Annotated in this window: 37 protein-coding genes; 15 read left to right on the forward strand and 22 right to left on the reverse strand. The window is 57.9% G+C overall.

The window, feature by feature from the left end; translation table 11 throughout:
* Positions 1 to 17 precede the first annotated feature (17 nt).
* Positions 18 to 641 (reverse strand): LysE family translocator, encoded by a 624-nt coding sequence (locus ACR0JB_RS13755; RefSeq protein WP_170398579.1) that lies wholly within the window; start codon positions 639 to 641, stop codon positions 18 to 20.
* 7 nt (positions 642 to 648) lie between these two features.
* A complete protein-coding gene (hmgA, locus tag ACR0JB_RS13760; protein ID WP_170507352.1) occupies positions 649 to 2,004 on the reverse strand; it encodes a homogentisate 1,2-dioxygenase in 1,356 nt (451 codons plus the stop codon).
* 57 nt (positions 2,005 to 2,061) lie between these two features.
* Here hmgA and ACR0JB_RS13765 point away from each other — a divergent pair, with 57 nt between their 5' ends.
* Entirely contained in the window at positions 2,062 to 2,514 is a 453-nt protein-coding gene (locus ACR0JB_RS13765) for a MarR family winged helix-turn-helix transcriptional regulator (protein WP_170507354.1), read from the forward strand.
* A 65-nt stretch (positions 2,515 to 2,579) separates the two neighbouring features.
* The gene (locus tag ACR0JB_RS13770; protein WP_170507356.1) at positions 2,580 to 3,818 is read left to right on the forward strand and encodes an adenylate/guanylate cyclase domain-containing protein; all 1,239 of its coding nucleotides are present in this window, start codon (positions 2,580 to 2,582) and stop codon (positions 3,816 to 3,818) included.
* 26 nt (positions 3,819 to 3,844) lie between these two features.
* On the opposite strand, the gene ACR0JB_RS13775 is transcribed toward ACR0JB_RS13770, so the two are convergent.
* Positions 3,845 to 4,663, reverse strand: a complete 819-nt coding sequence (locus ACR0JB_RS13775) for a DUF2189 domain-containing protein (protein WP_170350311.1) — start codon at positions 4,661 to 4,663, stop codon at positions 3,845 to 3,847.
* Between the two features lie 96 nt (positions 4,664 to 4,759).
* Complete coding sequence (locus ACR0JB_RS13780) at positions 4,760 to 5,569, reverse strand: division plane positioning ATPase MipZ (protein WP_170350312.1); 810 nt, start codon at positions 5,567 to 5,569, stop codon at positions 4,760 to 4,762.
* A 206-nt stretch (positions 5,570 to 5,775) separates the two neighbouring features.
* Here ACR0JB_RS13780 and ACR0JB_RS13785 point away from each other — a divergent pair, with 206 nt between their 5' ends.
* Positions 5,776 to 6,663 (forward strand): AEC family transporter, encoded by an 888-nt coding sequence (locus ACR0JB_RS13785; RefSeq protein WP_170377439.1) that lies wholly within the window; start codon positions 5,776 to 5,778, stop codon positions 6,661 to 6,663.
* Between the two features lie 79 nt (positions 6,664 to 6,742).
* Positions 6,743 to 8,338, forward strand: a complete 1,596-nt coding sequence (locus tag ACR0JB_RS13790; protein ID WP_170398585.1) for an MFS transporter — start codon at positions 6,743 to 6,745, stop codon at positions 8,336 to 8,338.
* A gap of 45 nt (positions 8,339 to 8,383) precedes the next feature.
* On the opposite strand, the gene ACR0JB_RS13795 is transcribed toward ACR0JB_RS13790, so the two are convergent.
* The 3 genes from ACR0JB_RS13795 to rplS form a co-directional block, all read right to left on the reverse strand.
* On the reverse strand, positions 8,384 to 8,611 hold the full coding sequence (locus ACR0JB_RS13795; protein ID WP_170350315.1) for a hypothetical protein: 228 nt from the start codon (positions 8,609 to 8,611) through the stop codon (positions 8,384 to 8,386).
* Between the two features lie 214 nt (positions 8,612 to 8,825).
* Positions 8,826 to 9,047: a 50S ribosomal protein L31 gene (gene rpmE, locus ACR0JB_RS13800; RefSeq protein ID WP_170350316.1), complete on the reverse strand. Its 222-nt coding sequence runs from the start codon at positions 9,045 to 9,047 to the stop codon at positions 8,826 to 8,828.
* 11 nt (positions 9,048 to 9,058) lie between these two features.
* Positions 9,059 to 9,442: a 50S ribosomal protein L19 gene (gene rplS / locus ACR0JB_RS13805; protein ID WP_170350317.1), complete on the reverse strand. Its 384-nt coding sequence runs from the start codon at positions 9,440 to 9,442 to the stop codon at positions 9,059 to 9,061.
* Between the two features lie 380 nt (positions 9,443 to 9,822).
* On the opposite strand from rplS, the gene ACR0JB_RS13810 reads away from it, so the two are divergent.
* Entirely contained in the window at positions 9,823 to 10,623 is an 801-nt protein-coding gene (locus ACR0JB_RS13810) for a glycoside hydrolase family 25 protein (protein ID WP_170398587.1), read from the forward strand.
* Here the strand turns inward: ACR0JB_RS13810 and trmD are convergent.
* The 11 genes from trmD to ACR0JB_RS13865 all read right to left on the reverse strand — a co-directional run bounded on the left by trmD (position 10,620) and on the right by ACR0JB_RS13865 (position 17,621).
* The gene (trmD, locus tag ACR0JB_RS13815) at positions 10,620 to 11,417 is read right to left on the reverse strand and encodes a tRNA (guanosine(37)-N1)-methyltransferase TrmD (protein ID WP_480789997.1); all 798 of its coding nucleotides are present in this window, start codon (positions 11,415 to 11,417) and stop codon (positions 10,620 to 10,622) included. The two genes, ACR0JB_RS13810 and trmD, sit on opposite strands and share 4 nt — an antisense overlap.
* The gene (locus ACR0JB_RS13820) at positions 11,414 to 12,229 is read right to left on the reverse strand and encodes a hypothetical protein (RefSeq protein WP_480789998.1); all 816 of its coding nucleotides are present in this window, start codon (positions 12,227 to 12,229) and stop codon (positions 11,414 to 11,416) included. Before ACR0JB_RS13820 ends, trmD begins: the two co-directional genes overlap by 4 nt.
* Entirely contained in the window at positions 12,229 to 12,732 is a 504-nt protein-coding gene (gene rimM / locus ACR0JB_RS13825) for a ribosome maturation factor RimM (protein ID WP_170398594.1), read from the reverse strand. The genes ACR0JB_RS13820 and rimM overlap by 1 nt, the downstream gene beginning before the upstream one ends.
* The gene (locus tag ACR0JB_RS13830; protein ID WP_165590802.1) at positions 12,725 to 12,874 is read right to left on the reverse strand and encodes a hypothetical protein; all 150 of its coding nucleotides are present in this window, start codon (positions 12,872 to 12,874) and stop codon (positions 12,725 to 12,727) included. The genes rimM and ACR0JB_RS13830 overlap by 8 nt, the downstream gene beginning before the upstream one ends.
* A 2-nt stretch (positions 12,875 to 12,876) precedes the next feature.
* Positions 12,877 to 13,512 (reverse strand): 5,6-dimethylbenzimidazole synthase, encoded by a 636-nt coding sequence (gene bluB / locus ACR0JB_RS13835; protein WP_170398597.1) that lies wholly within the window; start codon positions 13,510 to 13,512, stop codon positions 12,877 to 12,879.
* Between the two features lie 12 nt (positions 13,513 to 13,524).
* On the reverse strand, positions 13,525 to 13,914 hold the full coding sequence (gene rpsP / locus ACR0JB_RS13840; RefSeq protein ID WP_170350323.1) for a 30S ribosomal protein S16: 390 nt from the start codon (positions 13,912 to 13,914) through the stop codon (positions 13,525 to 13,527).
* 43 nt (positions 13,915 to 13,957) lie between these two features.
* On the reverse strand, positions 13,958 to 14,254 hold the full coding sequence (locus ACR0JB_RS13845) for a chorismate mutase (RefSeq protein ID WP_170350324.1): 297 nt from the start codon (positions 14,252 to 14,254) through the stop codon (positions 13,958 to 13,960).
* A gap of 34 nt (positions 14,255 to 14,288) precedes the next feature.
* Entirely contained in the window at positions 14,289 to 14,840 is a 552-nt protein-coding gene (locus tag ACR0JB_RS13850) for a GNAT family N-acetyltransferase (RefSeq protein ID WP_170398599.1), read from the reverse strand.
* Positions 14,837 to 15,394 carry a GNAT family N-acetyltransferase gene (locus tag ACR0JB_RS13855; protein WP_170398602.1) on the reverse strand — a complete coding sequence of 186 codons (558 nt, stop codon included), beginning with the start codon at positions 15,392 to 15,394 and terminating at the stop codon, positions 14,837 to 14,839. Before ACR0JB_RS13855 ends, ACR0JB_RS13850 begins: the two co-directional genes overlap by 4 nt.
* Complete coding sequence (gene ffh, locus ACR0JB_RS13860; protein WP_170359970.1) at positions 15,391 to 16,896, reverse strand: signal recognition particle protein; 1,506 nt, start codon at positions 16,894 to 16,896, stop codon at positions 15,391 to 15,393. The genes ACR0JB_RS13855 and ffh overlap by 4 nt, the downstream gene beginning before the upstream one ends.
* Positions 16,897 to 17,102: 206 nt before the next feature.
* Positions 17,103 to 17,621, reverse strand: a complete 519-nt coding sequence (locus ACR0JB_RS13865) for a hypothetical protein (RefSeq protein ID WP_170350328.1) — start codon at positions 17,619 to 17,621, stop codon at positions 17,103 to 17,105.
* Between the two features lie 88 nt (positions 17,622 to 17,709).
* Between ACR0JB_RS13865 and ACR0JB_RS13870 the strand changes: the two genes are divergently transcribed.
* Positions 17,710 to 18,240 (forward strand): prolyl-tRNA synthetase associated domain-containing protein, encoded by a 531-nt coding sequence (locus ACR0JB_RS13870; RefSeq protein ID WP_170350329.1) that lies wholly within the window; start codon positions 17,710 to 17,712, stop codon positions 18,238 to 18,240.
* Here the strand turns inward: ACR0JB_RS13870 and ACR0JB_RS13875 are convergent, their stop codons facing one another.
* Both ACR0JB_RS13875 and ACR0JB_RS13880 read right to left on the reverse strand, forming a co-directional pair.
* Positions 18,241 to 18,981 (reverse strand): aspartate/glutamate racemase family protein, encoded by a 741-nt coding sequence (locus ACR0JB_RS13875; RefSeq protein ID WP_480789999.1) that lies wholly within the window; start codon positions 18,979 to 18,981, stop codon positions 18,241 to 18,243.
* Positions 18,982 to 19,054: 73 nt separating this feature from the next.
* Positions 19,055 to 19,636: an FMN-dependent NADH-azoreductase gene (locus ACR0JB_RS13880; RefSeq protein ID WP_170350331.1), complete on the reverse strand. Its 582-nt coding sequence runs from the start codon at positions 19,634 to 19,636 to the stop codon at positions 19,055 to 19,057.
* A gap of 117 nt (positions 19,637 to 19,753) precedes the next feature.
* Between ACR0JB_RS13880 and ACR0JB_RS13885 the strand changes: the two genes are divergently transcribed.
* The 4 genes from ACR0JB_RS13885 to ACR0JB_RS13900 all read left to right on the forward strand — a co-directional run bounded on the left by ACR0JB_RS13885 (position 19,754) and on the right by ACR0JB_RS13900 (position 22,389).
* Positions 19,754 to 20,632: a LysR family transcriptional regulator gene (locus ACR0JB_RS13885; RefSeq protein ID WP_170359977.1), complete on the forward strand. Its 879-nt coding sequence runs from the start codon at positions 19,754 to 19,756 to the stop codon at positions 20,630 to 20,632.
* The gene (locus ACR0JB_RS13890; protein ID WP_170398615.1) at positions 20,629 to 21,543 is read left to right on the forward strand and encodes a DMT family transporter; all 915 of its coding nucleotides are present in this window, start codon (positions 20,629 to 20,631) and stop codon (positions 21,541 to 21,543) included. Before ACR0JB_RS13885 ends, ACR0JB_RS13890 begins: the two co-directional genes overlap by 4 nt.
* A 61-nt stretch (positions 21,544 to 21,604) precedes the next feature.
* Entirely contained in the window at positions 21,605 to 21,886 is a 282-nt protein-coding gene (locus ACR0JB_RS13895; RefSeq protein WP_170377465.1) for a hypothetical protein, read from the forward strand.
* A gap of 89 nt (positions 21,887 to 21,975) precedes the next feature.
* A complete protein-coding gene (locus ACR0JB_RS13900; RefSeq protein WP_170359981.1) occupies positions 21,976 to 22,389 on the forward strand; it encodes a universal stress protein in 414 nt (137 codons plus the stop codon).
* Positions 22,390 to 22,391: 2 nt separating this feature from the next.
* Here the strand turns inward: ACR0JB_RS13900 and ACR0JB_RS13905 are convergent, their stop codons facing one another.
* Positions 22,392 to 22,727 carry an ArsR/SmtB family transcription factor gene (locus tag ACR0JB_RS13905; RefSeq protein ID WP_170350335.1) on the reverse strand — a complete coding sequence of 112 codons (336 nt, stop codon included), beginning with the start codon at positions 22,725 to 22,727 and terminating at the stop codon, positions 22,392 to 22,394.
* A gap of 231 nt (positions 22,728 to 22,958) precedes the next feature.
* Between ACR0JB_RS13905 and ACR0JB_RS13910 the strand changes: the two genes are divergently transcribed.
* The 5 genes from ACR0JB_RS13910 (at position 22,959) to ACR0JB_RS13930 (ending at position 25,532) form a co-directional block, all read left to right on the forward strand.
* Entirely contained in the window at positions 22,959 to 23,294 is a 336-nt protein-coding gene (locus ACR0JB_RS13910) for an AtpZ/AtpI family protein (protein ID WP_170398618.1), read from the forward strand.
* 2 nt (positions 23,295 to 23,296) lie between these two features.
* Entirely contained in the window at positions 23,297 to 24,055 is a 759-nt protein-coding gene (locus ACR0JB_RS13915; protein ID WP_170350337.1) for a F0F1 ATP synthase subunit A, read from the forward strand.
* Positions 24,056 to 24,103: 48 nt separating this feature from the next.
* Entirely contained in the window at positions 24,104 to 24,328 is a 225-nt protein-coding gene (locus ACR0JB_RS13920) for a F0F1 ATP synthase subunit C (RefSeq protein ID WP_005981269.1), read from the forward strand.
* Between the two features lie 86 nt (positions 24,329 to 24,414).
* The gene (locus tag ACR0JB_RS13925; RefSeq protein WP_170350338.1) at positions 24,415 to 24,966 is read left to right on the forward strand and encodes a F0F1 ATP synthase subunit B'; all 552 of its coding nucleotides are present in this window, start codon (positions 24,415 to 24,417) and stop codon (positions 24,964 to 24,966) included.
* A gap of 5 nt (positions 24,967 to 24,971) precedes the next feature.
* Positions 24,972 to 25,532 carry a F0F1 ATP synthase subunit B gene (locus ACR0JB_RS13930; RefSeq protein WP_170350339.1) on the forward strand — a complete coding sequence of 187 codons (561 nt, stop codon included), beginning with the start codon at positions 24,972 to 24,974 and terminating at the stop codon, positions 25,530 to 25,532.
* A gap of 69 nt (positions 25,533 to 25,601) precedes the next feature.
* Here the strand turns inward: ACR0JB_RS13930 and ACR0JB_RS13935 are convergent, their stop codons facing one another.
* Positions 25,602 to 26,291 (reverse strand): hypothetical protein, encoded by a 690-nt coding sequence (locus ACR0JB_RS13935; protein ID WP_170507367.1) that lies wholly within the window; start codon positions 26,289 to 26,291, stop codon positions 25,602 to 25,604.
* Positions 26,292 to 26,435 lie beyond the last annotated feature (144 nt).

The raw sequence follows: 26,435 nt of genomic DNA on the forward strand, positions 1-26,435 counted from the left end.
ATCCTTGTTTGTCTGATCTATTGCGCGTCGCGCAAGGATTTTAGCCCCAGCAAAAGCGCGGCCACTATCATGAACCCGCCCCCAGCCCGGTCCAGCCACAGCCGCGCTGCCCCCTTGAGTCGCGCAGCCAGCCAGCTGGCGCTGCCGCCATAGGCAGTCAGAAACAGCCCATCGATGGTCAGATAGGTGGCAGAGAGGATTGCGAATTGCGGCCAGAATGGCAGCGCGCCGTCGAGGAACAGCGGGAACAGGGCCGCGAAGAACACCACAGCCTTGGGGTTGGCGGCCGAGGTGATGAAACCCTGCATCCACAGCGCCTTGCTGCTGGCGCGCGGCGCGGTCTGCGTGGTCTTGCGGTCCGCCTTTATGATCATCTTCACCCCAAGGAACACCAGATAGGCCACGCCCAGCCATTTGATCACCGCCAGCGCTGTGCCCGAGGCCGCAATGATCGCGGCCAGACCAAGCCCAGCAGCCAGCATTTGCAGCAGATTGGCCGTCAGGTCTCCGGCTGCCGTGAACACGCCGCGTTTCAGGCCATTGGTTGCGGAATTGGACAGCATCAGCAATTGGCTGGGGCCGGGTGTGCTCATCAGCAGCAAGACGGTGACGACATAGGTGATCCAGATATCAAAGCTCATCTCAGCCTCACTTTTTGCCAGGGGTTCCGTCGAACTTTTTCTCAAGAGAGGTCCAGCAGTCAATGTAATCGTCCTGCAAGGGGGCCTCGTTGGCGGCAAAAGGCGTCAGATGTTGTGGGAAGCGGGTCTCGAACATGAAGGACATGGTGTTGTCCAGCTTGTCGGGGCCAAGGTTGGCATTCGAGGCCTTTTCGAACGCCTCGCGATCCGGCCCGTGCGGCAGCATCATGTTGTGAAGGCTCATCCCACCGGGAACAAAGCCCTGCGGTTTGGCGTCATACTGACCGTAGATGTTGCCCATCAGCTCGGACATGATGTTCTTGTGATACCATGGCGGGCGGAACGTATCCTCGGCCACCATCCAGCGTTCGCGGAACAGGACAAAGTCGATATTGGCCGTGCCCGGCTGCCCCGAGGGCGCAGTCAGCACAGTAAAGATCGACGGGTCGGGGTGATCAAACAGGATCGCGCCGACCGGGCAATAGGTGCGCAGATCGTATTTGTAGGGCGCATAGTTGCCGTGCCAGGCAACCACATCCAGCGGGCTTTGGCCGATCTTGGTGGTGTGGAATTGCCCGCACCATTTGACGGTCACGGTCGAGGGCACCTCGCGGTCTTCAAACGCCGCCACCGGCGCTTTGAAGTCTCGCGGATTGGCCATGCAATTGGCGCCGATCGGGCCACGACCGGGCATCTCGAATTTCTGACCGTAGTTCTCGCAGACAAAGCCACGTGCGGGGCCTTCCAGTACCTCGACGCGATAGACCAGTCCGCGCGGGATGATGGCAATCTCTTTGGGTTCCAGATCGATGATCCCCAGCTCGGTGGCAAAGCGCAGGCGGCCTTCCTGCGGCACCACCAGCAGCTCGGAGTCGGCTGAGAAGAAGTAAGCATCCTCCATCGACTCGGTAACCAGATAGATATGGCTGGCCATGCCCACCTGCGTGTTCACATCGCCCGCCGTGGTCATCGTGCGCATGCCCGTCAACCACGTCAGCCCCTGATCGGAATGAGGCACTGCATCCCAGCGATACTGGCCCAGGCTGATCACATCCGGATCAACGCATGGCGCGGATTTCCAATAGGGCAGGTCGATCTTCTCGTAGCGATGCGAATGCTTGACCGAGGGCCGGATGCGGTAACACCACGTCCGCTCGGGCGGGTTGGCGGTAAAAGCCGTGCCGCTGAGTTGTTCTCCATAAAGGCCATAATTACAGCGCTGAGGACTGTTCATCCCCTGCGGCAAGGCACCGGGTAAAGCCTCAGTCTCAAAATCATTGCCAAAGCCGGGCATATAGCCTGCATGGGTGCCGACAGGGCTGCTGGCTTGTGTCATTTCATGTAGATCGGTGGGACGGTTCATGCTGTGTTCCTCCGGTTGCTGCTTGTGGAATAATAGTTGATTTTGTAACTAACAAGCATGTCTCAGACTGATTCCAAGAAAATTGATGACTTTGATTTGCAGGAATTCCTGCCCTATCTGCTGAACCGGTCAGCCGAGGAAAGCTCACTGGAGTTTCAGCAGATTTACAAAGATCGCTATGGCATGCTGCGTACCGAATGGCGGGTTTTGTTCCATCTGGGCAACTATGGCGAGATGACCGCGAAAGTGATCGGTGAACGGGCCAGGTTGCACAAAACCAAAATCAGTCGCGCGGTGCACAGGTTGGAAACTCGCCGATATCTGGTGCGCAATCGCAGCGAAACAGACCGCAGGGTGGAAAACCTGATATTGACCCAGACCGGGCTATCCGTCTATCGCGAGCTGTGTGGTATTGCCGCGCAATATGATGCAAAGCTGACAAGCCAATTCGACGTGGATGAAGTTGTACTGTTGCGCAAAATGTTGCGGCGGCTGGCGCATATAGATTGAACACTGGTAATAGCGCCCAGCGACCCCCAGATGACAGTCAGAGCGGACATTGGAAAAACAACAAAATGACAACTTTGACTGCCGAAGCGGCAAAATCAACTGACCTTATCGAATGGCTGGTTGCTCGTGGGCTGGAAGGCGCCACGAAAGAAGAATTGCTGGACGGCTATTGCAATAAGCTGTTGGAACTGGGCGTGCCCTTGATGCGCTTTCACGCTGCGCAGTCTGCCTTGCACCCGGTTTATGGTGGCACCGGATTCAGCTGGCACGAGGGGCAGGGCGGAGAATCGGCGACCTTTAAATATTCCGAACAACCTAACGAGCAGTGGCAGCAAAGCCCTCTTTTCGCGATCCTTAACGACGACTTGGGGGAGATCCGTGAACGCCTGATAGACCAGAATGAAGCAAGCCGGTTTCCGCTGTTAAACGACTTGCGCCAGATCGGGGCGACTGACTATTACGCCACTGGCGTCAGCTTTGACATTCCCACCCACAATGCAACGAAAGACGCCAAAAAGGCTGTTGGTGGTGTGCTTATGTCCTGGACTTCGAATGCACCGCAGGGATTCGAGGACAAAGACCTGGACCTGATCCACACAGCCTTGCCCCACCTGGGGTTGGCGCTGAAATCTGCTGCAAGTGCGCGTGTTTCCAAGGATTTGATGCGGGTCTATCTGGGTCGCGATGCGGGACGGCGGGTGCTGTCTGGTGAAATCCGGCGGGGATCACTGCAGCAGATCGATGCGGTGATGTGGAATTTTGACCTGGAAGGATTCACCAGCCTCTCCGAAGAGCTTCCGGGTGCTGAAATCATCGACATGCTGAATGACTATCTGGCCGTAGCCGTTGGTGTCGTTCACGACAATGACGGCAATATTCTGAAATTCATGGGCGATGGGCTGATGGCGATGTTCGACGTCGGCGAGATCGACGAAGACGCGCGCGCCGCGCTGAAGGCTGTACCGATGTTGCAGCAGCGGATGGAGGCCCTAAACGCCCGCCGTAAGGCAAACGGTTTGCCAGTGGCCAACTTTACTCTGGCCCTGCATGCGGGCGAGATTCTGTATGGCAATATCGGGTCCGAGACCCGGTTGGATTTCACTGTTATCGGGCCAGCAGTAAACCAGACCGCACGGATCGCTGGGATGCACCGGTCGCTGGGGCAGAGAATTCTGATCTCGGATGATGTGGCCCGCGCGGCTCAGCCTTGCGGTCAGGACCTGATCTCGGTTGGGCGTTACATGTTGCGGGGTGTGTCCGAGCCGAAAGAGTTGTTTACGGTCTACAATGCCGCCGAGGCCTAGCCGGGGCATTTAACTGGCTGGATTGATTAGCTCTCTGCCGGTGAAACGGCCCGCTGATACAGGTGCCAGGTGGTGTGGCCAAGGATCGGCAGAGTGAAGATTAAGCCCAGAAACGCCGGAACCATCGATAACAGCATGGTGACCGAGATGATCGCCGCCCAACTAAGCATGACCACCGGGTTTTCCGTGACGACGCGAATGGACGTTATCATGGCAGAAACGAAATTGGTTTCCCGGTCCAGCAGCATGGGCATGGCGATGACGGTCACCGAGAACAGCACAGCAGACAGAAAGCCGCCTACGCAGGTGCCAACAGCCAGAAAAGTCCAGCCCTGCGGCGTGAAGAAGACTGTGTTCAAGAACCCGTCAAAATCCGAAAAGGATGCATTCTGCAGGATTATCGCCAGCCAAAGCCGAACCTGATATACCCACACCCAGAATATGAACAGGGTGACGAAGGCCATCCAGCCCAGTTCACGCTTGCGTTGATTGGCCATGACGGTGAGGATTTCGGACCAGCCGAAGCTTTCCCCTTTTTGCAACCGACGGGACATTTCATAAAGCCCGGCCGCGGCAAACGGCGCGACCAGTGGAAAGCCTACAATGGCGGGAATGATCATCCAAATCTTGCCGAGCCAGACCAGACCCCAAACAAACACGATACCGAAAACCGCATAGAAGAGGCCGAAGAAACCGCTCATTAAGGGGCGAGCTAAAAAGTCGGAAAACCCGGCCTTCAGCGACGCAGTGATATCACCGGCGGTTACTTTGTTGACTTTGGGCATAGCCTGCTGCTGCGGCGTCAGTTTGTCAGGTGGCGTGGAACCAGCGGTCTTGGATGTCATGACATGCCTCCTCCGCAAACAAGTTTGCGTCAGGGGCAGCGCAAGAGCAAGGGTGGAGTATGGCTGCTTGGTTATGCAGCCTTGTCAGAACAACTTCTAAAAGTCGATCTCGACCCCAGGTAGGTTCAATTCCTTCATCATGTCGCGCAGTTCCTGCCGGGCTGCGATGTTCGAGATGTTCAGCTGTTTGACCCCGATATCCTTGAGGTCCAACAGTGTCAGGCCACGCGGGAACAACTCGCGAAAGATAACCCGCTCGGAAAAGCCTGATGCGACGCGGAAGCCGATGCGCTGGGACAGCATTTCGATCGCGCGCTGCATCTTTTCCTTGTTGACCATACGCTGTGTACCGACGCGGTTGCGCACGACCACCCAGTCGATAGGCTTGAGCCCGGCCTGCGCCCGCAATTGCCGCGCGTTCCAGACCATTTCGGAATAGACCGAGGGTCCAAGGATTTTCTCGCCCTTTGAATCGATCCGTGCCAACAGGTCAAAGTCGATGAAGCTGTCGTTCAGCGGTGTGATCAGCGTGTCGGCCAGCGAATGCGCAACCTGACTGAGGCGGGTATGCGAGCCGGGGCAGTCGATCAGGATAAAATCGCTGTCGCTTTCCAGTTCAGAAACGGCGGCGGACAGGCGGTGGTCATAGATATTCTCACCGGGTTTCAGCTTGGAGGCGTCGATCTCGGGCAGGTCATGGTGGCGCGGGCTGGGCAAGGGGACCTCGGACCCGTTCATGAATTTGCCGCGGTTTTCGAAATACCGTCCCAGACTGCGCTGTCTCAGATCCAGGTCCAGCGTGCTGACTTTGTGGCCCAGCCGTGCCAGTGCGGTGGCCACATGCATCGACACGGTCGATTTGCCTGCGCCGCCCTTCTCGTTTCCGACTACGATGATATGTGCCATGCCTGTATTCCCATGTCCCGCCGTGCTTCGCACACGTTGTTGCGAACCACTATATGTTGTGGAAACCGAGATGGGAAGAACCTCAATCGGTGATTTCAGGCTCTAAATTGGAAAACTATGACGTGGAATAGGGTTAAGCTGTGTGCTTGTCAAAAGTGGTACCCTGTTTCAGTGTCAGACGCAAAGAATTGCGATAGGGGCGACCGGTGGATCATCTGTTTCTGAACGTTCTGAACGTGGTCCTACCCGTCCTGATCTGCGCCGGAATCGGATATTGTCTGGCCCTGATCAAAGCGCCGTTCGACAATAAGGTGATCGGGGGAATCGTGTCGCGGGTGGGGTATCCGACGCTGATTATCTCGCACCTGTCTACCACGACGATTGCAATCGATACCTTTCTGGATGTGATGACCGCCGCAGCGCTGGCCATTGCCGGGTTCGGAGTGCTGGGGTTCGTTGCCCTGAAAGCGATGCGCCTGCCGGTGCGCGCGTTTCTGACTCCATTGATGCACAGCAATGTGGGCAATATCGGCTTGCCGATCACGCTGCTGGCGTTGGGTGACGCAGGCATGGCCTATGCGATGGGTTTCGTTGTCGTCGTGCTGATCAGTATCTTCACCATCGGCATGTGGATTCCGGCCGGAGAATTCTCGCCCCGTAAAATTGCCACCTCGCCGATCATCTACGCTGTGACCCTTTCGCTGATTTTAATGGCGACCGGGTACAGCCTGCCGCAACCTATCGCCAAGTCCTTCGACATTCTCGGCGGGTTGTCGATTCCGCTGATGTTGCTGACGCTGGGCCATACACTGGCGACTTTGCGGATCAAACGTCTGGGTCTGGCGGTGGTGCTGACCCTGCTGCATCTGGTTATGGCGGTTGCGATTTCAAGCGCGCTGGTCTGGGTGTTTGGCTTTACCGGGGCTGAACGCGGCGCGTTTATCCTGTGTTGTCTGATGCCATCTTCGGTTGCGACCTACCTGTTCATTGATCAGCACATGCCGGAATACGGCCCGGATGTGGCCGGATTCATTTTGGTTTCGACACTGACCACGATTGTTGTTCTACCGGTTGCGCTGTCCTACTGGATCTGACGCGCACCCTATGCGAAGCGAAAAAAACTGCTAAACTGCTGATAAATTGGATTAAAGACCTACAATTTAAGGGGCGTTGATGACTGACAAGACCTCGGAAGAAGTCACCCCGCAGGCTCGTGCCCGCGTGGTGCTGGCGATGACGGCGATCTGTATGATGGTCGTGGGGTTTAATACCACCGCCGTGACCACCATCCTGCCCAACCTGAAGGCCGAGTTCGACCTGACCCCGTCCGGGCTGCAATGGGTGATGGCAACTTATTCCGTAGCCAGCGCGACGCTTGTCACCATCGTCAGCCGTCTGGGCGACATTACCGGCAAGATGGGCGTATTTTTCTTTGGTATGATCGTATTTGCGATCGGGTCGGCCTTGGCGCTGTTTGCTCAGGATGGGGTGATGCTGCTGATTGGTCGTGGTGCGCAGGGGGCAGGGGCAGCAGCGCTGTTCGGCACTTCGTTGTCTTTGTTGACCGCCGCTACGCCCGAAGAACAACGCGCCAGTGTCACCGGGGCCTGGGGCGCGATCGTTGGTCTGGCCATCGGTGTCGGGCCTATCGTCGGCGGGGCCTTTGGCCACTATGTCAGTTGGCGAGCGGTTTTTGCGGCCGACCTGGTGCTGCTGGCGGTGGCTTTCGCCATCGGACTGCTCGTCAGCAGACGGAAATACATACCCGACACCCGCCTTGCCGGGGCGAAATTTGACTATCCGGGTGCAGTTGCCATCCTGTTGTTCCTTGGGCCACTGTCCTTTGCACTCAGCAATGGGGAAAGCGGTGGATGGGCCGCGCCGCTTACGTTAGTGCCGCTGGCCATCGCGGCGATGGCGACCGTCGTTCTGGTGATTGTCTCACGCCGCAGTGCAGATCCGCTGGTCGAGCTGCGATACTTTCGCCATCCGCGTTACTTTATGGCAGCGGCGGGTATGTTTGTTACCGGTTTCACGCTGTTCTGCTTCTTTGTTTATTTCAACACCTTCATGCAGTCGCCGGACGCCTTCGGATACAGCTCAATTGGGGCAGGGTTAGCGATCATGCCGCTCAGCCTCAGCATGTTCGTCATCTCGGTGACCGCGCCCCGCTTTCTGGCGCCTTACAGTTTCCGGTGGCCCGTTACAATTGGCCTGGGGGCGATGGCCTGCGGGTTCCTGTTGCTGATGACAACCAACAATTCCACGCAATATGCCGAGATTTGGTGGAAGCTTTTGATTGTTGGCGTCGGTATGGGCATCTGTTTTTCCTTGCTGCCGCGCCTCGGCCTGCGTCTTCTACCCGAAGAACATGTCGGCCAGGGGTCAGGCGTGATTAACGCCTGCCTCTATTTCGGAGCCACCCTTGGAGCGGTGGTCGGTGGACTGGCCGAGTCCATCACAATTCGTCGCGGTCTGTCCGAGGTGATCGCTGCGCTGCCCGCTGGGTCAACCCAGCGCGAGGATCTGGCACATGCGCTGACCCACGGCACGCCCAGCCAGATCCAGCAATTGATCGCGGGGATGGATCCATCGACCAGCTCTGTCTTGGCCAGAGCTTTGCGCGAACTGCAGGACAATGCCTTTGACAGCGCCATGGTGGTCGCCGCGGTTGCCGCGCTTGTTGGCATGGTACTGGCCTTGGTGCTGCTGCGCGGGCCGGTGCCGCCGTTGCACAGTGCGGCAGAACTGACGCGGGCACCCAGGTAAATGCATTAGCGGAAAAGGACGTCGACCGGTCTGGATCAAATGGGTTTAACCTCCAAGGTACACCCCATCTTTGGGTCGATAGAAAACCTTCTGATCGTGCAGCTTGCCAAGAAGATCATGGACGCGGCGCAGGGTATTTTCGCGAACCACTTTCCCATCATCCGTTTCATCTGGTGTTGCCAGCGAACGGGAGGCAGCCAAGCCGCGCAAGGCTGTTTCGATCAGATCCATATCCTGCACCGAAAGTTCGAACATATCATTGTACTTGGGCATTTCAGGGTCTCCGTCGTATCAGGGCGGTTCTTGGTGCCAAGTGTAGCACCTTTTCGGCATTGTGCGGCGATCACTGCGTGTGACGCGTGAGATCGGCGAGGGTGCCTTCAGGGGCTTCCTTTCTGGCAGGCCCTTTGTATCGTCTCACATGCCTGTCCCAAAAAGAAAAAGGCCGCCCCTCGGGACGGCCTTTCGCATTTGAAATGGGTTGAGGTTAGAAGCCCAGACCTTCGTATTTCTTCTTGAACTTCGACACGCGGCCGCCGGCGTCCATCAGGCGCGACGAGCCACCGGTCCACGCGGGGTGCGAGGAGGGGTCGATTTCCAATGCCAGCTGGTCGCCTTCGCTGCCCCAGGTGGATTTCATCTGAACCACGGTGCCATCGGTCATTTTGACGTTGATGAAGTGGTAATCGGGATGGATGTCTTTTTTCATCTTTCCGCTCCTTACGCCTCGGCGCCAGCTTTGGGCTTGTAGTTTGTGACTTCTGCGATACGTGCGGATTTACCGCGACGGGTGCGCAGATAGTACAGTTTGGCGCGACGGACGCGGCCACGGCGGACAACGGTGATGCTGTCGATGTTGGTCGAATGCAGTGGGAACACACGCTCCACGCCTTCGCCAAACGAGATTTTGCGGACGGTGAACGATCCGGCGATGCCGTCGCCACCTTTGCGCGCGATGCAGACGCCTTCGTAGTTCTGCACACGGGTGCGCGACCCTTCGGTCACTTTAAAGCCGACACGGATGGTGTCACCGGCTTTGAAATCGGGGATGTCTTTCCCCAGGGCGGCAATCTGTTCCGCCTCAAGCTGTGCGATCAAGTCCATCGCAGTTACTCCTATCTGCTCGTGGTTGGTCCACGAAGTTAAGCACGGCCTGAGAGCTCTTGGTCTTCACCGGGTCCTGCGTACAGCCCGCCAGAGGTCAGATCGAATGTTCCTTTGGTCTGGCCTGCCCTGACACGCCGTGGCTGAAGAAAGCTGAGCGATGCGCCATGATGCAACCCAAAACACCGGAGTCGCGTTACGCGGCACCGGATTGCGCTGCTTTACGGGGTTTGCGATCAGGGATCAAGATAAAAACACCATATTTTCAACGCAAGGGTGGTGGGTTTTCGCCGTAAGCAAACTGCACCGTTGCCTTATCAGGCCGATCAGGCATTCTGGGGGCAATTATAAGAGCAGTAATTTAAAAACAGGAACCGATCATGCGCATTGCATTGATGCTGGCCGTCATGGCCTTTGCGACTCTGTCCTGCGGTCGCAGCACACCTCCGCCTCAAAAGGTCGAGGCCAAAGCTTTTCTGAGTACAACTTCCCCTTCAGTCATCTACCCGGCCTTTCGCGACGCCGACCCGCATGACTGGGATGGGCGGCATCCTGGCCACTATCCGGTGCATGGGCTGGATGTCTCACGCTGGCAGGGGCCGATCGATTGGCATCAGGCCAAGGCATCAGGCGTCAGTTTTGTGTTCATCAAAGCGACCGAAGGTGGAGATGTCGCCGACCCCTTGTTCGAAGACCATCGCCGTGGCGCGCAAGCTGCGGGCGTGCCGTGGGGGGCGTATCACTATTATTATTTCTGCCGCCCAGCGCATGAGCAGGCCCGGTGGTTCATCAAGAATGTGCCAAAGGGGGCCGACCTGCCGCATGTGCTGGATATGGAGTGGACGCCGCATTCCAGAACCTGCAGGTTGCGCCCCGATGGTGCCACCGTCCGGGCCGAGGCTAAGCGGTTTCTAGATATCTTGGAACGTCACTATGGACGCCGTCCGATCGTCTATACAACGGTGGATTTTCATGGGGATACAGAAATAGGACGTCTGCGCGGGACCGAATTCTGGCTGCGATCCGTTGCCGGACACCCCCATCAGGTTTATCCGAGATCGTCCTGGCGGTTCTGGCAATATACCGGCACCGGGCTGGTGCCTGGCGTGCAGGGCAAGGTGGATATCAACACGTTCAACGGCCACCCCGAAAGCTGGGCGCGCTGGAAGGCGGGGGGCTAGTCCCGCTCCTTTCGGTAGATCTCCCACAGATCGGGTCGCCGTTCGCGGGTGATCTGTTCTGACATTTCGTGCCGCCAATCGGCAATGCGCCCGTGGTGGCCGGACATCAGAATGTCGGGGATCGGGCGGCCCTTCCATTCAGCGGGGCGCGTGTATTGCGGATGCTCCAGCAAACCAGACGAAAAGCTTTCTTCCTCGGCCGAGGCTTGATTGCCCAATACGCCGGGGATCAATCGCACCGTGGCGTCGATAAGTGCTTGCGCTGCGATCTCACCACCGGTCATAACGAAGTCGCCCAAGCTGACCTCTTGGACGCCATAATGTTCCAGCACCCGCTCATCGACACCCTCGAAGCGTCCACACAGCAGAGTCATGCCGTCGCAGCGCGCGAGGTTTTGCATCATACGTTGATCCATCCGGCGTCCACGCGGGCTGAGATAGATCAGCGGCCAATTGCCCTGAACACCCGCAATCGTGTGTTCGATCGCCTCTCCAAGAACGTCGGCACGCAGCACCATGCCTGCACCACCACCCGCAGGTGTGTCGTCGACGTTGCGATGTTTGCCGATGCCGAACGGGCGCAGATCAACGGTTTCCAGCTGCCACAAACCTTCCTGTAATGCCTTTCCGGTCAGGCTTTCGCCCAGCACCCCAGGAAAGGCTGAAGGAAACAGAGTGATGATCTTGGCCTTCCACACCCCGTGCAGATCAGGCGTAGGAGTCAACAGCTCGCGCGGTTTCAGGGTTGGGCGGATCGCCTTGCGACCGTGGGATTTACTGGGTTTGTCTGTCATGTCGTGCCGGTCAGAGCGCCTTTTGCGCGTTCAATTATCGCCGTCTTTTGCGCAATCAAGGCGGCTTCGTCCAGACGCGAGCGATTCAAATCCAGCAATTCCCCCAGAACGTCCTCGGGTAGGCGATTGTTCACCCGGGAAGGCGGCACCAGACGTTTGGTCTTGTCGCGCGACAGGTTCAGAAATTCGGCGAACGGGGTGCCGGGACCAAAGCGTTGCAGTTGCAATTCCTCAAGCCAACCTGTCTTCACAGTGACTGAAGGCAACCGATCGCGGATTTGGTCTGCCGTGTCTTGCAAAGATGGCAGATGATTCATGCTCGCCCGGAAGGCTTCGAAGTCATGGACCTGACGAATGCGTTCCAGATCATGCGCCCAGAGGCTGCGCAGCCAGCCGCCGCGCTGGCGTAAGGACAGATAGATTGTGATCTCGGCCTCTTGCTGGTCAAAGCGGTGCCGGACCGCGTCCACCATACAAGCGGCAAGTTCCGGTGCGGCTGCGTAGCCCTGTTCGATGTTGCGGCTAGGGCGCAATCCGGCAAAGTTTTCTTCGCTGACGATCAATCCGCGTCTGGTGCCGAAGTCCAGTGTTTCGAGAAAGGCGCGCATTCGGGTTCCGAATTCGGACAACGTACCCACGGTGCCATATATGGAATGTGTGGTGGCCGCGCGGGACAGGCCCGAGTTTCGGGTGCGATAGGGCAAGATCAGCGAGAAATGCGGCCAGATCAATTCGCGGTTGTCATACAGGAAAGACTGGGCCGCGGTGGTGCCGGTTTTGTGCAGCCCTAGATGCAACAAAACCCTCCGCATCAGATCAGCCCTTCGGGCGGATCAGCGACAATGCGGCCCTTGTCCAGATCAACCGTCGGAACAGCCTCGCGCGTAAAGGGCAGCAAGACCGTAGATTTCAGATCCGGACCATGCAGTTCCAGCAAGTCGGCTGCGCCGTGGTTCTGCACCGATTTCACCCGGCCCAGCAGAGTGCCGCCTGTATCATAAACCTCAAGCCCGATCAGATCGGTGTGATAAAATTCGTCGTCGGGCAACGAGGGCAGCTGATCGCGACGGGCATACAGACGCAGGCCATTGATCGCGTCCGCTTGTTCTTTGGTTTCAATCCCGCCCAATCGGGCGGCGAACCCGTTCTTGATGGGGCGGGTCAAAACCAAGGGGTAACGCTCGCCGCCGTTTTCGTCCGTCAGAGGGGAATAGGTCTCGATATCCTCAGGGACCGCGCAAAAGCTTTTCAGGCGCACTTCGCCGCGCACCCCGTACGAGCCCGCAATGCTGCCGACACAGATCAGATCACTCATTTGGCTTGTCCACCGTCACACATAATCCGTCCTGCCAATCGCCGCGTGCCTCACAGGCCTCGCGCTGGTTCGAGCGTTCAAAGAACACGCCCACAATAAATGCGATCATCAGCAGGATGGGAAGTCGAATAAGCCCGAACATTCTTAGCGAACCTCAATCGGCAGCGTGTCGTGGCGGCTTTCCCAGCCAACACGTTCCAATTCGGGGGTGTCGGAAAACTCTTCCGGCTGCCCGACGCAGAAATAGCCGATCAGCCGCCAGTCGTCCGACACGTTCAAGTCACGGGCCAGCCTGTCTGGGTCCAGGATCGACACCCAGCCCAGCCCCAGCCCTTCGGCCCGCAAGGTGAGCCAGAACAGGGTAACGGCCGACACAACAGAATAGCGCCGCATCTCGGGCATGGTTCCGGCACCCAGACCTTGCCCCTTATCGGTGGCATCATCGCAGAACACGGCCAATTGTACCGGGGCTTCTTGCATGCCGGACAGTTTCAACTGGCTGTAAAGATGCGCTTTTTCGCCGGAGTAACCGTCCAACGCCTGCGCGTTGGCGGTTTGGAAATTCTCAAGCGCCGCGGCACGCGCGGCTTCGCTTTCGACGCGGATCACACGCCAGGGTTCGCTAAGCCCCACCGAAGGGGCCAGTCGAAACGCGTCGAGGCAGCGCGTCAGCACTGCCTCGTCTATCGCATCGGTGCGGAACCGGCGCACATCGCGCCGGAGCCGCATCAACAGATCGAACTGCGTGCGGAAATCGTCAGTGAAAGTCTGATCCTGCACGCGCTCGCCTGCTTATTCTTCTGCTGCTGCTTCTTCAGCCGGTGCAGCAGCTGCTTCGGCAGCTTCAGCAGCCTTTGCAGCTTTCTCTTCCGCGCGTTCCTGAGCTTTCTTGCCCGGGGTCCCCTTGTTGGGGTTGTTACGCTCGGCTTTGTCACGGGTGCCAGCGGCTTCCAGCATGCGCGCGATACGGTCGGTGGGCTGTGCGCCCTGATCCAGCCAGTACTGGATGCGCTCCATGTTCATTTTCACGCGCTCTTCGCTGTCTTTCGGCAGCAGCGGGTTGTAGGTGCCCAGTTTCTCGATGAAACGACCGTCGCGAGGCATGCGGCTGTCAGCAGCCACGATGCGGTAGAATGGACGTTTTTTCGAGCCGCCGCGGGCGAGACGAATTTTCATTGCCATGGTGGTATCTCCTTTGGATGGCGTTTACCGGGATCGTTTCCGGTTAATTCTGGTGTTTCTTGTGGTGTCGGATGACTTCCTGAATGATGAAATTCAGGAAAGCCTTGGCGAAGTCGGGGTCTAGATCGGCCTCTTTCGCCAGGTCTTCTAATCGTGCGATCTGCGCAGCCTCGCGCGAAGGATCGGACGGGGGAAGGTCGTGTGCGGCCTTGAGCTTGCCAACAGCCTGCGTGTGCTTGAACCGCTCGCCCAGCGTATAGACAAGGATCGCGTCCAGCCGGTCGATGCTTTCGCGATGCTCTTTCAACAGCGCGGCAGCCTGTGTCACGGGGTTGGTCATTGGCCGTTCCTCTTTGCGGGCAAAGCGATGTGGGTCATGCGTAGGCCTCCATGCCGCCATTCACCAGATCGGCGGGGGCAGGGTGGCGCCAGATTTCGGTCGCGCCGAATTTCGGGTGTTCGTAGTGATAGTCGAGCTTAGCGCCCAGCCGTTTGGCCACGGCCTTGCTGGCGTGGTTTTCCGGGTCGATCAGTGAAATCGCCGTGTCCCAGCCCAATAGGTCATAGGCATGGGCGCGCGCGGCCAGAGCGGCCTCGGTCGCATAGCCCTTTCCGGTCGCATGATTCATCAGGGTCCAACCGACCTCGGGCTCGGGCCAACCTTCGGGGAACCAAAGGCCGATCCGCCCGACATAGTTGCCAGAGTCTTTTTCGTCGACGCTCCAATATCCATAACCACGCAGAGCCCAATGGCCAAAATGCATGGCAATGATCCGCCACACTTCATCCCGACGCAGAGGTCCGCCGACATGCTTCGCAGCATCGCTGGCAAAGAATGCGGCGTCCGCGTCCAGATCAGTTTCAGATGGTGCGCGCAGGATCAGACGTTCGGTTTCCAGAGTCGGTATGGCCAGAGCAAGTTTCATGCCGGCACCTCGCCATAGCGCCAGACATGCTGGTCTGCATCAAATGCACGTTCGGCAACTGCGTCGCGCGATGCACCCAGACGTTGTGCCAACGCATTCGAACGGGCATTTGAAGCCGATACATAGCTTACGAATTGCCCAGATCCCAACAGGTCAAAACCGAAATCGCGAACAGCTGAGCACGCCTCGGTGGCGTAACCCTGCAGTCTGTGATCCGCGCGGAACAGGTAACCAAGCTCGGGCTCCTGATCGTCCCATTCGAGACCCAGAATGACAAAGCCAATGACCTGAGCATCCTCTTTCAGTGTGACGGTGAACAGACCATGTCCGTGCAACAGCCAGCCGGAGGTATAGTAGGAGAACTCGGTCCAGGCGTCCTGATTGGTGTCGCCAAAGCTCTCTTTGCAGATCGACGTCCACACTGGCAGGTCGTCCAAAGTGGGTGCGCGCAGAACCAGCCGCCGGGTCTTAAGGACCGGCAGGGCCGCGCGATTCTGCGCTGCTGCCATCGCCGCCTTGCCGGACGGGGGCTGGGTGCAGCGTGCTGGGGTCACTTTTTCTTTCCGAACCCGCTGAGACCCGGAGGCAGACCCATGCCGCCACCCATACCGGGCATGCCGGGCATTTTGCCACCCATTGCCTTGGCCGCCTGTTCCAGCGCCTTGGGGTCCATACCTGCGGCCATTTCCTCGGGCGACGGGCCACCTTTGCCGAACATGCCCTTCATGGCTTGTTTCAGCATCTTGCCTTTACCCATCTTGCCCATCTTTTTCATCATGTCCGACATCTGCCGGTGCATCTTGAGCAGTTTGTTGAGGTCGCTGACCTCCATACCGGAACCGGCGGCAATCCGCTTCTTGCGGCTGGCCTGCAACAGTTGCGGGTTGGCACGTTCGCGTTTGGTCATCGACTGGATCAGGGCGATCTGCTGGCGCAGGATTTTGTCGTCCAGACCGGCCTGATCCATCTGCTTGGCCATCTTGTTCATGCCCGGCATCATGCCCATCATGCCCTGCATGCCACCCATCTGGATCATCTGCTCCAGCTGCATTTTCAGGTCGTTCATGTTGAACTGACCTTTGACCATGCGCTTCATCATGCGCTCGGTCTGTTCCATCTCCATCGTTTCCTGGGCCTTTTCGACCAGAGCAACGATGTCGCCCATTCCCAGAATACGACCAGCGATCCGGTCCGGCTCAAAGGTTTCGAGGGCGTCCATCTTTTCGCCCAAGCCGACAAAGCGGATCGGCTTGCCGGTGACCGCGCGCATCGACAGCGCCGCACCACCACGTCCGTCACCGTCCATCCGGGTCAGAACTACGCCGGAGATGCCGACCTTGGCATCGAATTCTTCGGCGACCTCAACAGCGACCTGGCCGGTCAGGCCGTCGACCACCAGCAGCGTTTCGCGCGGGTCTACCGCGTTGCGCACCTGCTCGACCTCGTCCATCAGGACTTCGTCGATATGCAGACGGCCCGCGGTGTCGAGCATATAGACGTCATAGCCACCCAGCGTCGCCTGTTGCTTGGCGCGCTTGGCAATGTCGACCGGTTTTTGGCCAGGGACGATCGGCAGGGTATCGACGCCGACCTGTGTGCCCAGAACGGCCAGCTGATCCATCGCCGCCGGGCGATAGACGTCCAGCGAGGCCATAAGGACCTTCTTGCCCTCTTTCTCTTTCAGGCGTTTGGCGAGTTTACCGGTGGTGGTCGTCTTACCCGAACCCTGCAGACCGACCATCAGGATCGGGGCAGGCGGGTTGTCGATCTTCAGCGCACCGGGGTCTTCCTCGCCGCGCAGCACGTCGACCAGCGTATCATGCACGATCTTGACGACCTGCTGACCTGGGGTGATCGACTTGGTGACCGCCTGACCGGTGGCCTGGCTTTGAACCTTCTTGACGAATTCACGGGCAACCGGCAGCGAGACGTCAGCCTCAAGCAGCGCAACCCGAACCTCACGCAGGGCGGTCTTGACGTCTTCCTCGGACAGGGCGCCCTGCTTGGTCAGCCGGTCAAAGACGCCGGAAAGGCGTTCGGATAGATTTTCAAACATGCCTTCGGCCTCCTTAGCCGGTTATCTCGTGGCGCCTCTTAGATAAGAAACACCGGTTAAATGCACAATTGCCCCCTCCCACTGAATTAGACGTGGGGGTAATGCCAAATGGCATTGCCCCCACGGGCGAAACTCGCTGGTGGGGGGCGATCCCTGAACGACTCAAGGGACCGGAAGATCAGATGCTTCCGGATGTTGGCGGCGATTTAGGCCGATTGGCTGGCAGAGTCAACCTTGCGTGCCGGAAGCCATTCATTGACGGCATCCACCAGCCGATGCGCGCCGCGCCCACTGGAATAGGCCTCAACAATGGGGTGCCGACCCGCGCTCATGCCTTTGTCCAGTATGAGTACGGGGCGATACAGCGTAGATGAGCCCTTGTTGCTGCGCGAAATCGTTGTTTCAATCTCGGCATGGGACAGGTTCGACAGCATGTGTTCGACGGCATCATAGCCAAAAACCGAATGCCTGCGGATCACGATGCTGTCTTTGTCCCGGTCCAGAATGACCTGAACGCGCCGTACAAAAGCGCAGAAGGCCCCAAATCCTAACCCTCCGCCGCCGAGGGCGAATATCAGGCCGAACAGGATGGCCTCGCCCCCCTCGGTCATCAAGAAGAGACCGAGGCCGACAAAGATTAGAATAAATAAGACAAGTGTGATGCCTATGAACCATGGGGTATCGGACAGGATCAGTTGGTTCGGTGTATTGCGCGTGACTTTCATGGCGGCACGCTAGCACTGTGTCGCGGGTCTGTCGTGCCTTGAATCTTGTTCCATGTTGCGCGAAGAGCTCGTTACATAGGAGGTTCCCATGGACGCATCATCTGCCTTTCAAGATACATTGCCGCTCAGCTCTGACGCGCTGCTGACGCAGTTGGGCGATTGGGGGCTGGCCTATCGGTTGCACAGCCATATCCCGTTGCGCACGGTCGAGGATGCGAAAGGGGTTGAGGATCAGTTTCTGGTGCCCGGAGAAAATACGCTGCGGCTCAAAAACCTGTACCTGCGTGACAAGAAAAAGCGGAACTATCTGGTGACGCTGGAACAGAGCCGCGAGATTGACCTTAAAGCCCTGGGTGCGGAGTTGGGTGTCGGGAACCTGTCCTTCGGTTCGGCGGATCGACTGATGCAGAACCTCGGTATCCGGCCCGGCGCGGTCAGCCCACTGGCGATGATCAATGGGGTTCAGAACGAAGTGCGGTTCTTTATGGATAGTGCGGCGCAGAATTCAGACGTGATCAACATGCACCCGCTGGTGAACGACCGTACCGTAGTAATGACGCGCGCCGATCTGATGGCGTTCTTTGACCGGATCGGCTGTGAAGTGACCTGGTTGCCCTGATCAACCCTCCAGCGCCTCTTTCAAAGCCGCCTCGACATGCGCTGCGGACGGGTTGATGAACAGGTGTCCGTCGGACTTGAAAACCGGATCGTCCAGATGATCAGGAAAGGCCAGGGGTAACTCGGTGCAGGCCAGGAGGATAGCGGTGCCGGGGGTGGCATGTTTGTTGCAAAAAGTCAGTAGTCGTGTGCGGGCCGTGTCCGACGCGCCGCCGTAGAATTCGCTGTCGATCATGGCCTGCATCTCGGCAATCTCGGGTTCCGGCAGGCGGTCGTTGGCCGTGATGCCCTCTTTGGCCAGCCGATCGGCATAGTCAGTCGCCTGCATGGTCACCGCCGTCCCCAGAACCAGCGCGCTTGATGCTCCGGCAGAGGCAGTGGCTTCGGCGGTTGCGTCAAAAATGCTCAGAATTGGCATCGCCACGCCTTGCCGGATCGCGTGCAGCCTTGCGTGTGGCGTGTTCGAGGCGATGATACCGAAATCGCAGCCTGCGCGTTCCAACGTCAAAAGGGCCTCGCGGAAGACGGCGTCGAATTCGACCCAGCTGGCCTCATCCCCTGCCACACCGCGCAGGGCGCGGGTTTTGGCCTGTGTGACGGATTCAATGGTCATGGGCGGGATGGGTAGTGGCGAGCCGTGACCGAGGTCAGCAAAATACCGGCCCGCGCCCTGGGCAATCGCCCGGTAATAATCCACGGTCGAGGCCCAGCCCACTCCGCCCAGAATTCCGATCTTTTTCATAACTAACGCCCAGCCTGCCAATTCCCGTTCGGGAAGAAGACTGGACGTTTCAGCGTATAAAGACCAGAGGCGATCAGGCCGCCAGCTCAGTTACCGCCTTGTGGGCGTTGTTCAGCGCGGCCTCGGCGTCCAGCGCCATTTTGTCGGCGGCGACCACGTCGACATTGGTGATGCCAATAAAGCCCAGAACGTGACGCACATAGTTGGTGGCAAAATCGATCTCGGACCCAACGGCAGTGCCGCCCGAGGCGATGGCCAGAACCACGCGTTTGTCTGTCAGCAGTCCCACTGGGCCGTTCTCAGTATACGAGAATGTCAGGCCGACGCGGGCAACTAGATCAATCCAGGCTTTGAATGCGGCAGGCACCGAAAAGTTATAGATCGGCAGACCGATTACGATGGTGTCGGCCTGTTGCAGCTCACCCACCAGGGCATCGGACAGCGCCAGATGTTTGCGTTGCGCATCATTGCGCTGATCGGCGGGGGTGAAGTTGGCGCTGATCCAGTCCTCGGTCAGCAGGGGCAGGGGGGAGGCCAGATCACGGCGGATAATGCGTGCAGCACCCAGATGGTTGACGATACGGTTCGACAGATCGCGGGTAGCTGAACCTTCACGGCGGGCCGAGGCGTCGATATGCAGGATGGTCTTGGTCATTTCACTTGGTCCTTCTGATAGGATTTTCGTCTGCGGCCAATATGGATATTGCGAGAATGAACAAAACTCGGATATATCAACACTGACTGTTGGAATTTGCACACCTGAGGTAATGCCGTGGACAATTGGGACGAAGTAAGAACCGCTTATCAGGTTGCCCGTATGGGGACCGTCAGCGGCGCGGCCGAGGTTTTGGGCGTGCATCATGCCACCGTGATCCGCCATATCGACGCGATCGAGGCACGGCTGGGTGTCAAACTGTTCCAGCGTCATGCGCGTGGTTACACGCCGACCGAAGCCGGGGATGATCTGTTGCGTGTGGCACAAGCGACCGAGGATCAGTTCAACCAACTGGTCGGGCGAATGAAGGGGCGGGGGGACGATGTCTCGGGGGAGTTGGTTGTAACGTCTCTGTCCTCACTGGCGCCTTTGGTGGTTCCGGTACTTAGTGAATTCCAACGCCTGCACCCGGGCTTGATCGTGCGCTATCTGACTGGGGATCGCCTGTTTCGTCTGGAATATGGCGAAGCGCATGTGGCGATCCGGGCGGGTTCGGCCCCTGATCAACCGGACAATGTGGTGCAGCCGTTTATCGATCAGGAAGTCGGGCTTTATGCCAGTACAGCATATGTGGAGCGTCACGGTCAGCCCAAGAGTGTCGAGGACCTTAGAAACCATTTCTTCGTTGGTGCCGACGATGAAAACAGCCGCGCTCCGTTTTCGCGCTGGTTGCGCAAGACCGTACCGGCCGAAAACATCATATTTCGCTGTACCAATAATTTCTGCAACCGCGAGGCGGTTATGTCCGGGGCTGGGATCGGCTTCATGGCTCGTTGGGAGGCGGGCCGTGACCCTAGTCTGATCGAGGTGATAGAGCCGCTGCCCGAATGGTTCGGGAACCTGTGGCTTGTGACCCATGTGGACCTGCACCGCACCACCAAGGTTCAGAGTTTCCTGACCTATCTGAAAGAGCAATCCAAAGGTTGGTCGGCGTGAGCCCTCAGGCCCAGGGCCATCTGGCCATGCTGGTTTTTTCGGCTCTGGTGGCGGGTAGTTTTTCGCTGGGGTCACTGATCGCCAACCAGATCGCGCCCGAAGCAATCACGGCAGCCCGTTTTCTGATCGCATCAGTTGTGATCGGCGTTGCGGCGCTTCTGACGACCGGCTTGCCTCGAAGTGCGGCGCAGGCACCCTGGCGTTATCTGGTCTTGGGCGGATTGTTCGCCAGCTATTTCGTGCTGATGTTCCATGGATTGAAGACCGCGCCCCCGGTCAGTGCAGCGGCAGTGTTCACGCTGACGCCGGTGATGTCAGCGGTTGCAGGGTGGGTGTTGCTGCGGCAGGTCACCACGCCAAGAATGGCTTTTGCCCTGTCAGTTGGCGCAGTGGGCGCGCTTTGGGTCATATTCCGGGCCGACTGGCGGGCCTTTATGGCGTTCGAGATCGGTGGCGGTGAGATCATCTATTTCTGGGGCTGTTTGGCGCATGCGATCTACACGCCCATGGTGCGCAAGCTGAACCGAGGTGAGCCGGCGGTGGTGTTCACCTTTGGTACTCTGGTCGCGGGCTGCGTGTTGCTGACGTTGTATGGTTGGGCCGAGATTCGCGCGACCAACTGGGCCAACCTGCCGTTGATTGTTTGGGTCGGATTGCTCTATGTCTCGATCTTTGCCACAGCGGCCAGCTTTGTTCTGGTGCAATTCGCAACCCTGCGGCTGCCTTCGGCCAAAGTGATGGCTTACACCTATCTGACGCCCAGCTGGGTGATCCTGTGGGAGGTTGCATTGGGTCAGAAGCCCCCAGGCTTACTGGTGTTTGTGGGTGCAATTCTGACCGTCGTGGCGCTTGTACTCTTGTTAAAGGTCGAGGGTCAGCCGCGCGCATCATCCAAGCCCGTGCCCGAATGACGCTTGTATTCCCGTCAGATTGTGCGAGCGTTGGTCGCAGGCAAAACAGGGGCAATAACCAATGAGACCAGCACTTTATCTGATCGCGGCGGTGGGGCTGTCGGCCTGTACGCAAAAGTCCATGGGCAATGCGGTTTCAGAAACGGATTTGCAGGGCAGTTGTGAAGCGCTTGTTTCCGCCGAAACGGGGGTTGGCCCCAAGGACGTGAACGCCATTTCCACCCGGTCCGAGCCGACAGGGTCGGTGACAACCTTGTCGGTCGCAGGGGCGCAGGCACCATGGTTGTGCATGTCTGATCCGTTCGGTGTCATCACGGGTGTACAATACAGCCAAGAAGGTTAGTGGCCGTCAGGGTTCAGCACGCCCGTTGAGGTAGATCAATGTCGATACATGCGAATAACCTTATGCTTGGGACCAAGGAGGAATTCGTCATGTATACTCACATTATGTTCCCAGTTGACTTGCATCTTCCCCCCGAGGTTCGCAAAGCCGCCGATGTCGCTGCTGAAGTTGCCAAGTGGCAGGATGCGAAGATAACCGTAGTCAGTGTGACCGGAACTCAACCTGGTGACCCGGTTCAGACGGACGCAGCAGTCAACGAAGAATTGCAGGGTTTCGCCGATGAACTGGCCAAGAGCGGCGGGACAGAAGTCGCATACCGCAATATTCACTCGGTCGATGTTGCAGCTGAGGTTGATGGTGACCTGATGCGCGCCGCCGAGGAAATTGGTGCTGACCTGATTGTTGTGGGAACTCACGCCCCGCGGATCACGGACTATATCTTTTCAAGCCATGCTGGGTACCTGGCTAACCACGCCAAGGTTTCGGTTTTCGTCGTGCGCTAAATCTAGGGATCGTCAGCCGCAGGCAGTTCAATTTCCAGAAACCGTTCGAACGCGTCCAGATTGACGGGCTCGAACTGTCCAAAGCCTTGCATCCAGACCGACGCCGTGCGCAAAGCGTCAGGTTCCAGCTTGCACCACTTTACCCGTCCGCGTTTTTCCTGGCTGATCAATCCAGCCTTGGTCAGGATCACCAGATGTTTCGAGATTGCGGCCAATGACATCTCGAACGGTTCTGCCACATCGGTCACGGCCATATCATCCTCAAGCAGCATCGCCAGAATGGCGCGGCGCGTGGGGTCGGCGAGAGCTGCGAATACGGTGTCGAGATCATTGGACATGCCTTCGCTCAACCACAGCCTTCGAGTTTGGTCAACCATTTGGTTGAATATGCGGATTCAGGGGTTTTGGTTGAAGCCGCTGCGCTTGCGCAGGTTTTGCCTTGGCTGAAGTTGGGTGAAAAACGCTTAAAATCAATAATTTAAGCTGCGGCAATTCGGTTGCTCAACGCCGTTGACTCTGTGCGCCTTGCCCCTTAGCACCCTACCCAAGACTGTGCGAGGGAAACGCCCGTGACCGATGATGACCAAAAGCAGCGTATGGCGCAGCTGGAGGCGAAGATCGAGGCGGCGAAAAAGGCGAAGCAGCCAAAGCCTCGTGCAGATGCTGACGTGTCCGGGGGCGAGCTTGCCTGGAGGATGGTCATCGAAATGGTATCCGGTCTGGGGATCGGATTTGGCATCGGATACGGGCTGGACAGCCTGCTCGGGACGATCCCGATCTTTCTGGTGCTGTTCACATTGCTGGGCCTCGTCGCCGGAGTAAAAGTAATGCTCCGCAGCGCCAAAGAGGTTCAAGAGAAACAGATGGCGGCCAACGATCAGGCCGACCGAGACGAAAGGGACTGAACGTGGCGACTGAGACCACCGCAGCAGAAGGCAGCAGCCTGGTTTTCCACCCGATGGATCAGTTCATCGTCAAACCGCTTTTCGGTGACGGTGCAATTGCATGGTACACGCCCACCAACGTGACCCTGTGGATGTTCCTGGCGATTGCCGCGATCTTTGCTCTGCTGGTTCTCAGCACTTCGAAACGCGCGATTGTTCCGACCCGGATGCAGTCGGTGGCTGAACTGGCCTATGGTTTCATCTACAAGATGTTGGAAGACATCTGCGGCAAGGAAGGCGTTAAGTACTTCCCCTATGTCATGACCCTGTTCATGTTCATCGTCTGCGCAAACTTCCTGGGCATGATCCCGACGTCCTTTACCACCACATCGCATTTCGCCGTGACCATCCCGCTGGCGTTGGCCGTGTTCCTGACCGTGACTGTTCTGGGTTTCGTCAAGAACGGTGCCGCGTTTCTGGGTCTGTTCTGGGTCTCCAGCGCACCGCTGGCCCTGCGTCCGGTTCTGGCGATCATCGAGCTGATTTCGTACTTCGTACGCCCTGTCAGCCACTCCATTCGTCTTGCTGGTAACGTCATGGCGGGCCACGCGGTTATCAAGGTGTTCGCAGGCTTTGCCGCGATCGCCGTGATCTCGCCCGTGTCTGTTCTGGCGATCACCGCAATGTATGGCCTCGAGGTCCTTGTGTCCTTTATCCAGGCCTACGTTTTCACCATTCTGACCTGTGTCTATCTGAAAGATGCGCTGCATCCGTCGCACTAAGGTCTGATACCCCAACATCGAAACTTCCAATTCGTAAGGAGAAACATCATGGAAGGCGATCTCGCACACATCGGCGCAGGCCTGGCAGCAATCGGTTCCGGCGCAGCCGCAATCGGGGTGGGCAACGTTGCAGGCAACTTCCTGGCCGGCGCCCTGCGCAACCCTTCGGCGGCTGCTTCGCAGACCGCAACCCTGTTCATCGGTATCGCATTCGCAGAAGCCCTGGGGATCTTCGCATTCCTGGTCTCGCTGCTGCTGATGTTCGCCGTATAATCTGCGGAACCTGATCCTTACGCGCAGGTGGGCCCAAGCCATAGCGGCCCGCCTGTTGTAAAGACAACGTTCCGACGGAGGACAACATGGCGACTGAACCTATTGCCGAAGAAGTAGTTGGCAAATGCGTAGACTCCCATGGCTCGGCCATCGGGATGCCGCAGCTCTGCTTTGATTGGTTCCCCAACCAGATTTTCTGGCTGGTCATCACGCTGGTCGTCATCTTTCTGGTCCTGTCCCGCGTGGCCTTGCCGCGCATCGCGGCAATCCTGGCTGAACGTCAGGGGACCATTACAAATGACCTGGCTGCGGCCGAAGATCTGAAGGCCAAAGCGGTCGAGGCCGAAGAAGCCTATAACAAGGCGCTGGCCGATGCCCGTTCTGAGGCGCAGCGTATCGCTGCCGAAGCACGCGCCGAAATTCAGGCTGGTCTGGATGACGCGATCGCCAAGGCGGACGCGGAAATCGCTGCAAAGGCGGCTGAATCGGAAAAGGCGATCGCCGATATCCGTGCAGGTGCGCTGGAAAGCATTCAAGTGGTTGCCAAGGACACGGCGGCTGAACTGGTTACTGCACTGGGTGGTGAGGCGGATGCCAAAGCCATTGACGGTGCTGTTGACGCGCAGATGAAAGGATAAGCGACATGCGGAACACTCTTGCCCTTATCCTGACCTTTGGCGCTGCCAGCCCCGCGCTGGCCGCAAGCGGCCCGTTCTTCTCGCTTGGCAACACCGACTTTGTGGTCCTGTTGGGCTTTATCGTCTTCATCGCGGTCCTGTTCTATTTCAAGGTGCCGGGCATGATCGGTGGCGCGCTGGATAATCGCGCCGAAGGCATCAAGTCCGAGTTGGATGAAGCCCGTGCCCTGCACGAAGAAGCCCGCACCCTGCTGGCCTCATACGAGCGCAAGCAACGCGAAGTTCAAACGCAGGCAGACGCGATTGTGGCGGCTGCAAAAGACGACGCCGCGCTGGCGGCCGAACAGGCCAAGGCCGATCTGGAAAAATCCATTGCGCGCCGTCTGGCCGCTGCACAGGATCAGATCGCATCGGCCGAGGCTTCGGCAGTTAAAGAGGTGCGTGATCAGGCGATTACTGTTGCTGTTTCGGCGGCAAATGCGGTTCTGGCCAAGCAGATGACGGCGACGCAGGCGAACAAGCTGATCGACGCTGCAATTGCCGATGTGGGCGAAAAGCTGCATTAAGATCTTCACATGATGAAATTGAAAAACCCGGCCTCAGAGCCGGGTTTTTTCTTTCTTACGATGCGAAGATCAAGCCGCTGAGCGTTGACTTGGGAGCCGGTTCAGAATGTCCGCATATTTGGCTGAGGCGACAAACAGTTCCGGTAGTTCGCTCAGTACAGCGTCGATGGGATCGTAAACCGCCGACGCTTGATCTAGAATCTCATCGGGTATGGATTTCTTTGCGCGTTCTATTCTTTCGGGCAGGGAAAAGTTCAACTCCAGAAAATCGGCAACTTCGCTCTGTCTGCGCCAGATGGCATCATAGCTCAGGCACAGGACAGGCACGTTTTCGAACGTGGCCCATTGCTTCATCTGCTCTGCTTGGTTGAGAACGTCATATTTGAACAGATCCTCAAAAGTTCCTTTGGCGTGAAGATGTTCGAAATGCTGGCGGATCCAGTCGCGACCATAGCGACCAAGCACGGAATAGACCGAAAGCGCCGAGTCTTTTGTCGGGCCATAGCAGAACAAGACCTTGACGTTGTCACGACCTCTCAGCACGCCGGGAAAATCATGTGTTTTGACAAGGTTTCCCTGATGCAATTCGGCCTGTGCCAGCTCCATTTCAAAGGTCGCCTTGGGCTTGGGCCACACACGCCGCCGCTTTTGCGCCTTCCACAAAGCATCAAACATGAGCGTGCTACCGGATCGACCGTTGCTGGCCACGATCAGGCAGGGGTTCGTTTTTGGGCGTTGCCCGGGTTTGAAAAGGATCATGTCAGACACCAGGGTTTCAGCGACGGTTAAGGTTCGCGACTTGCCTGTCTAATTGGTTTGGCTACGGGTCAATATCCAGCAGATAACCAGCAGAAATTGCGTAATAAATTATGAACTTTTTGTGTTCGGATTTGAGCCACGACA

Source organism: Ruegeria sp. BI7 (assembly GCF_056537925.1).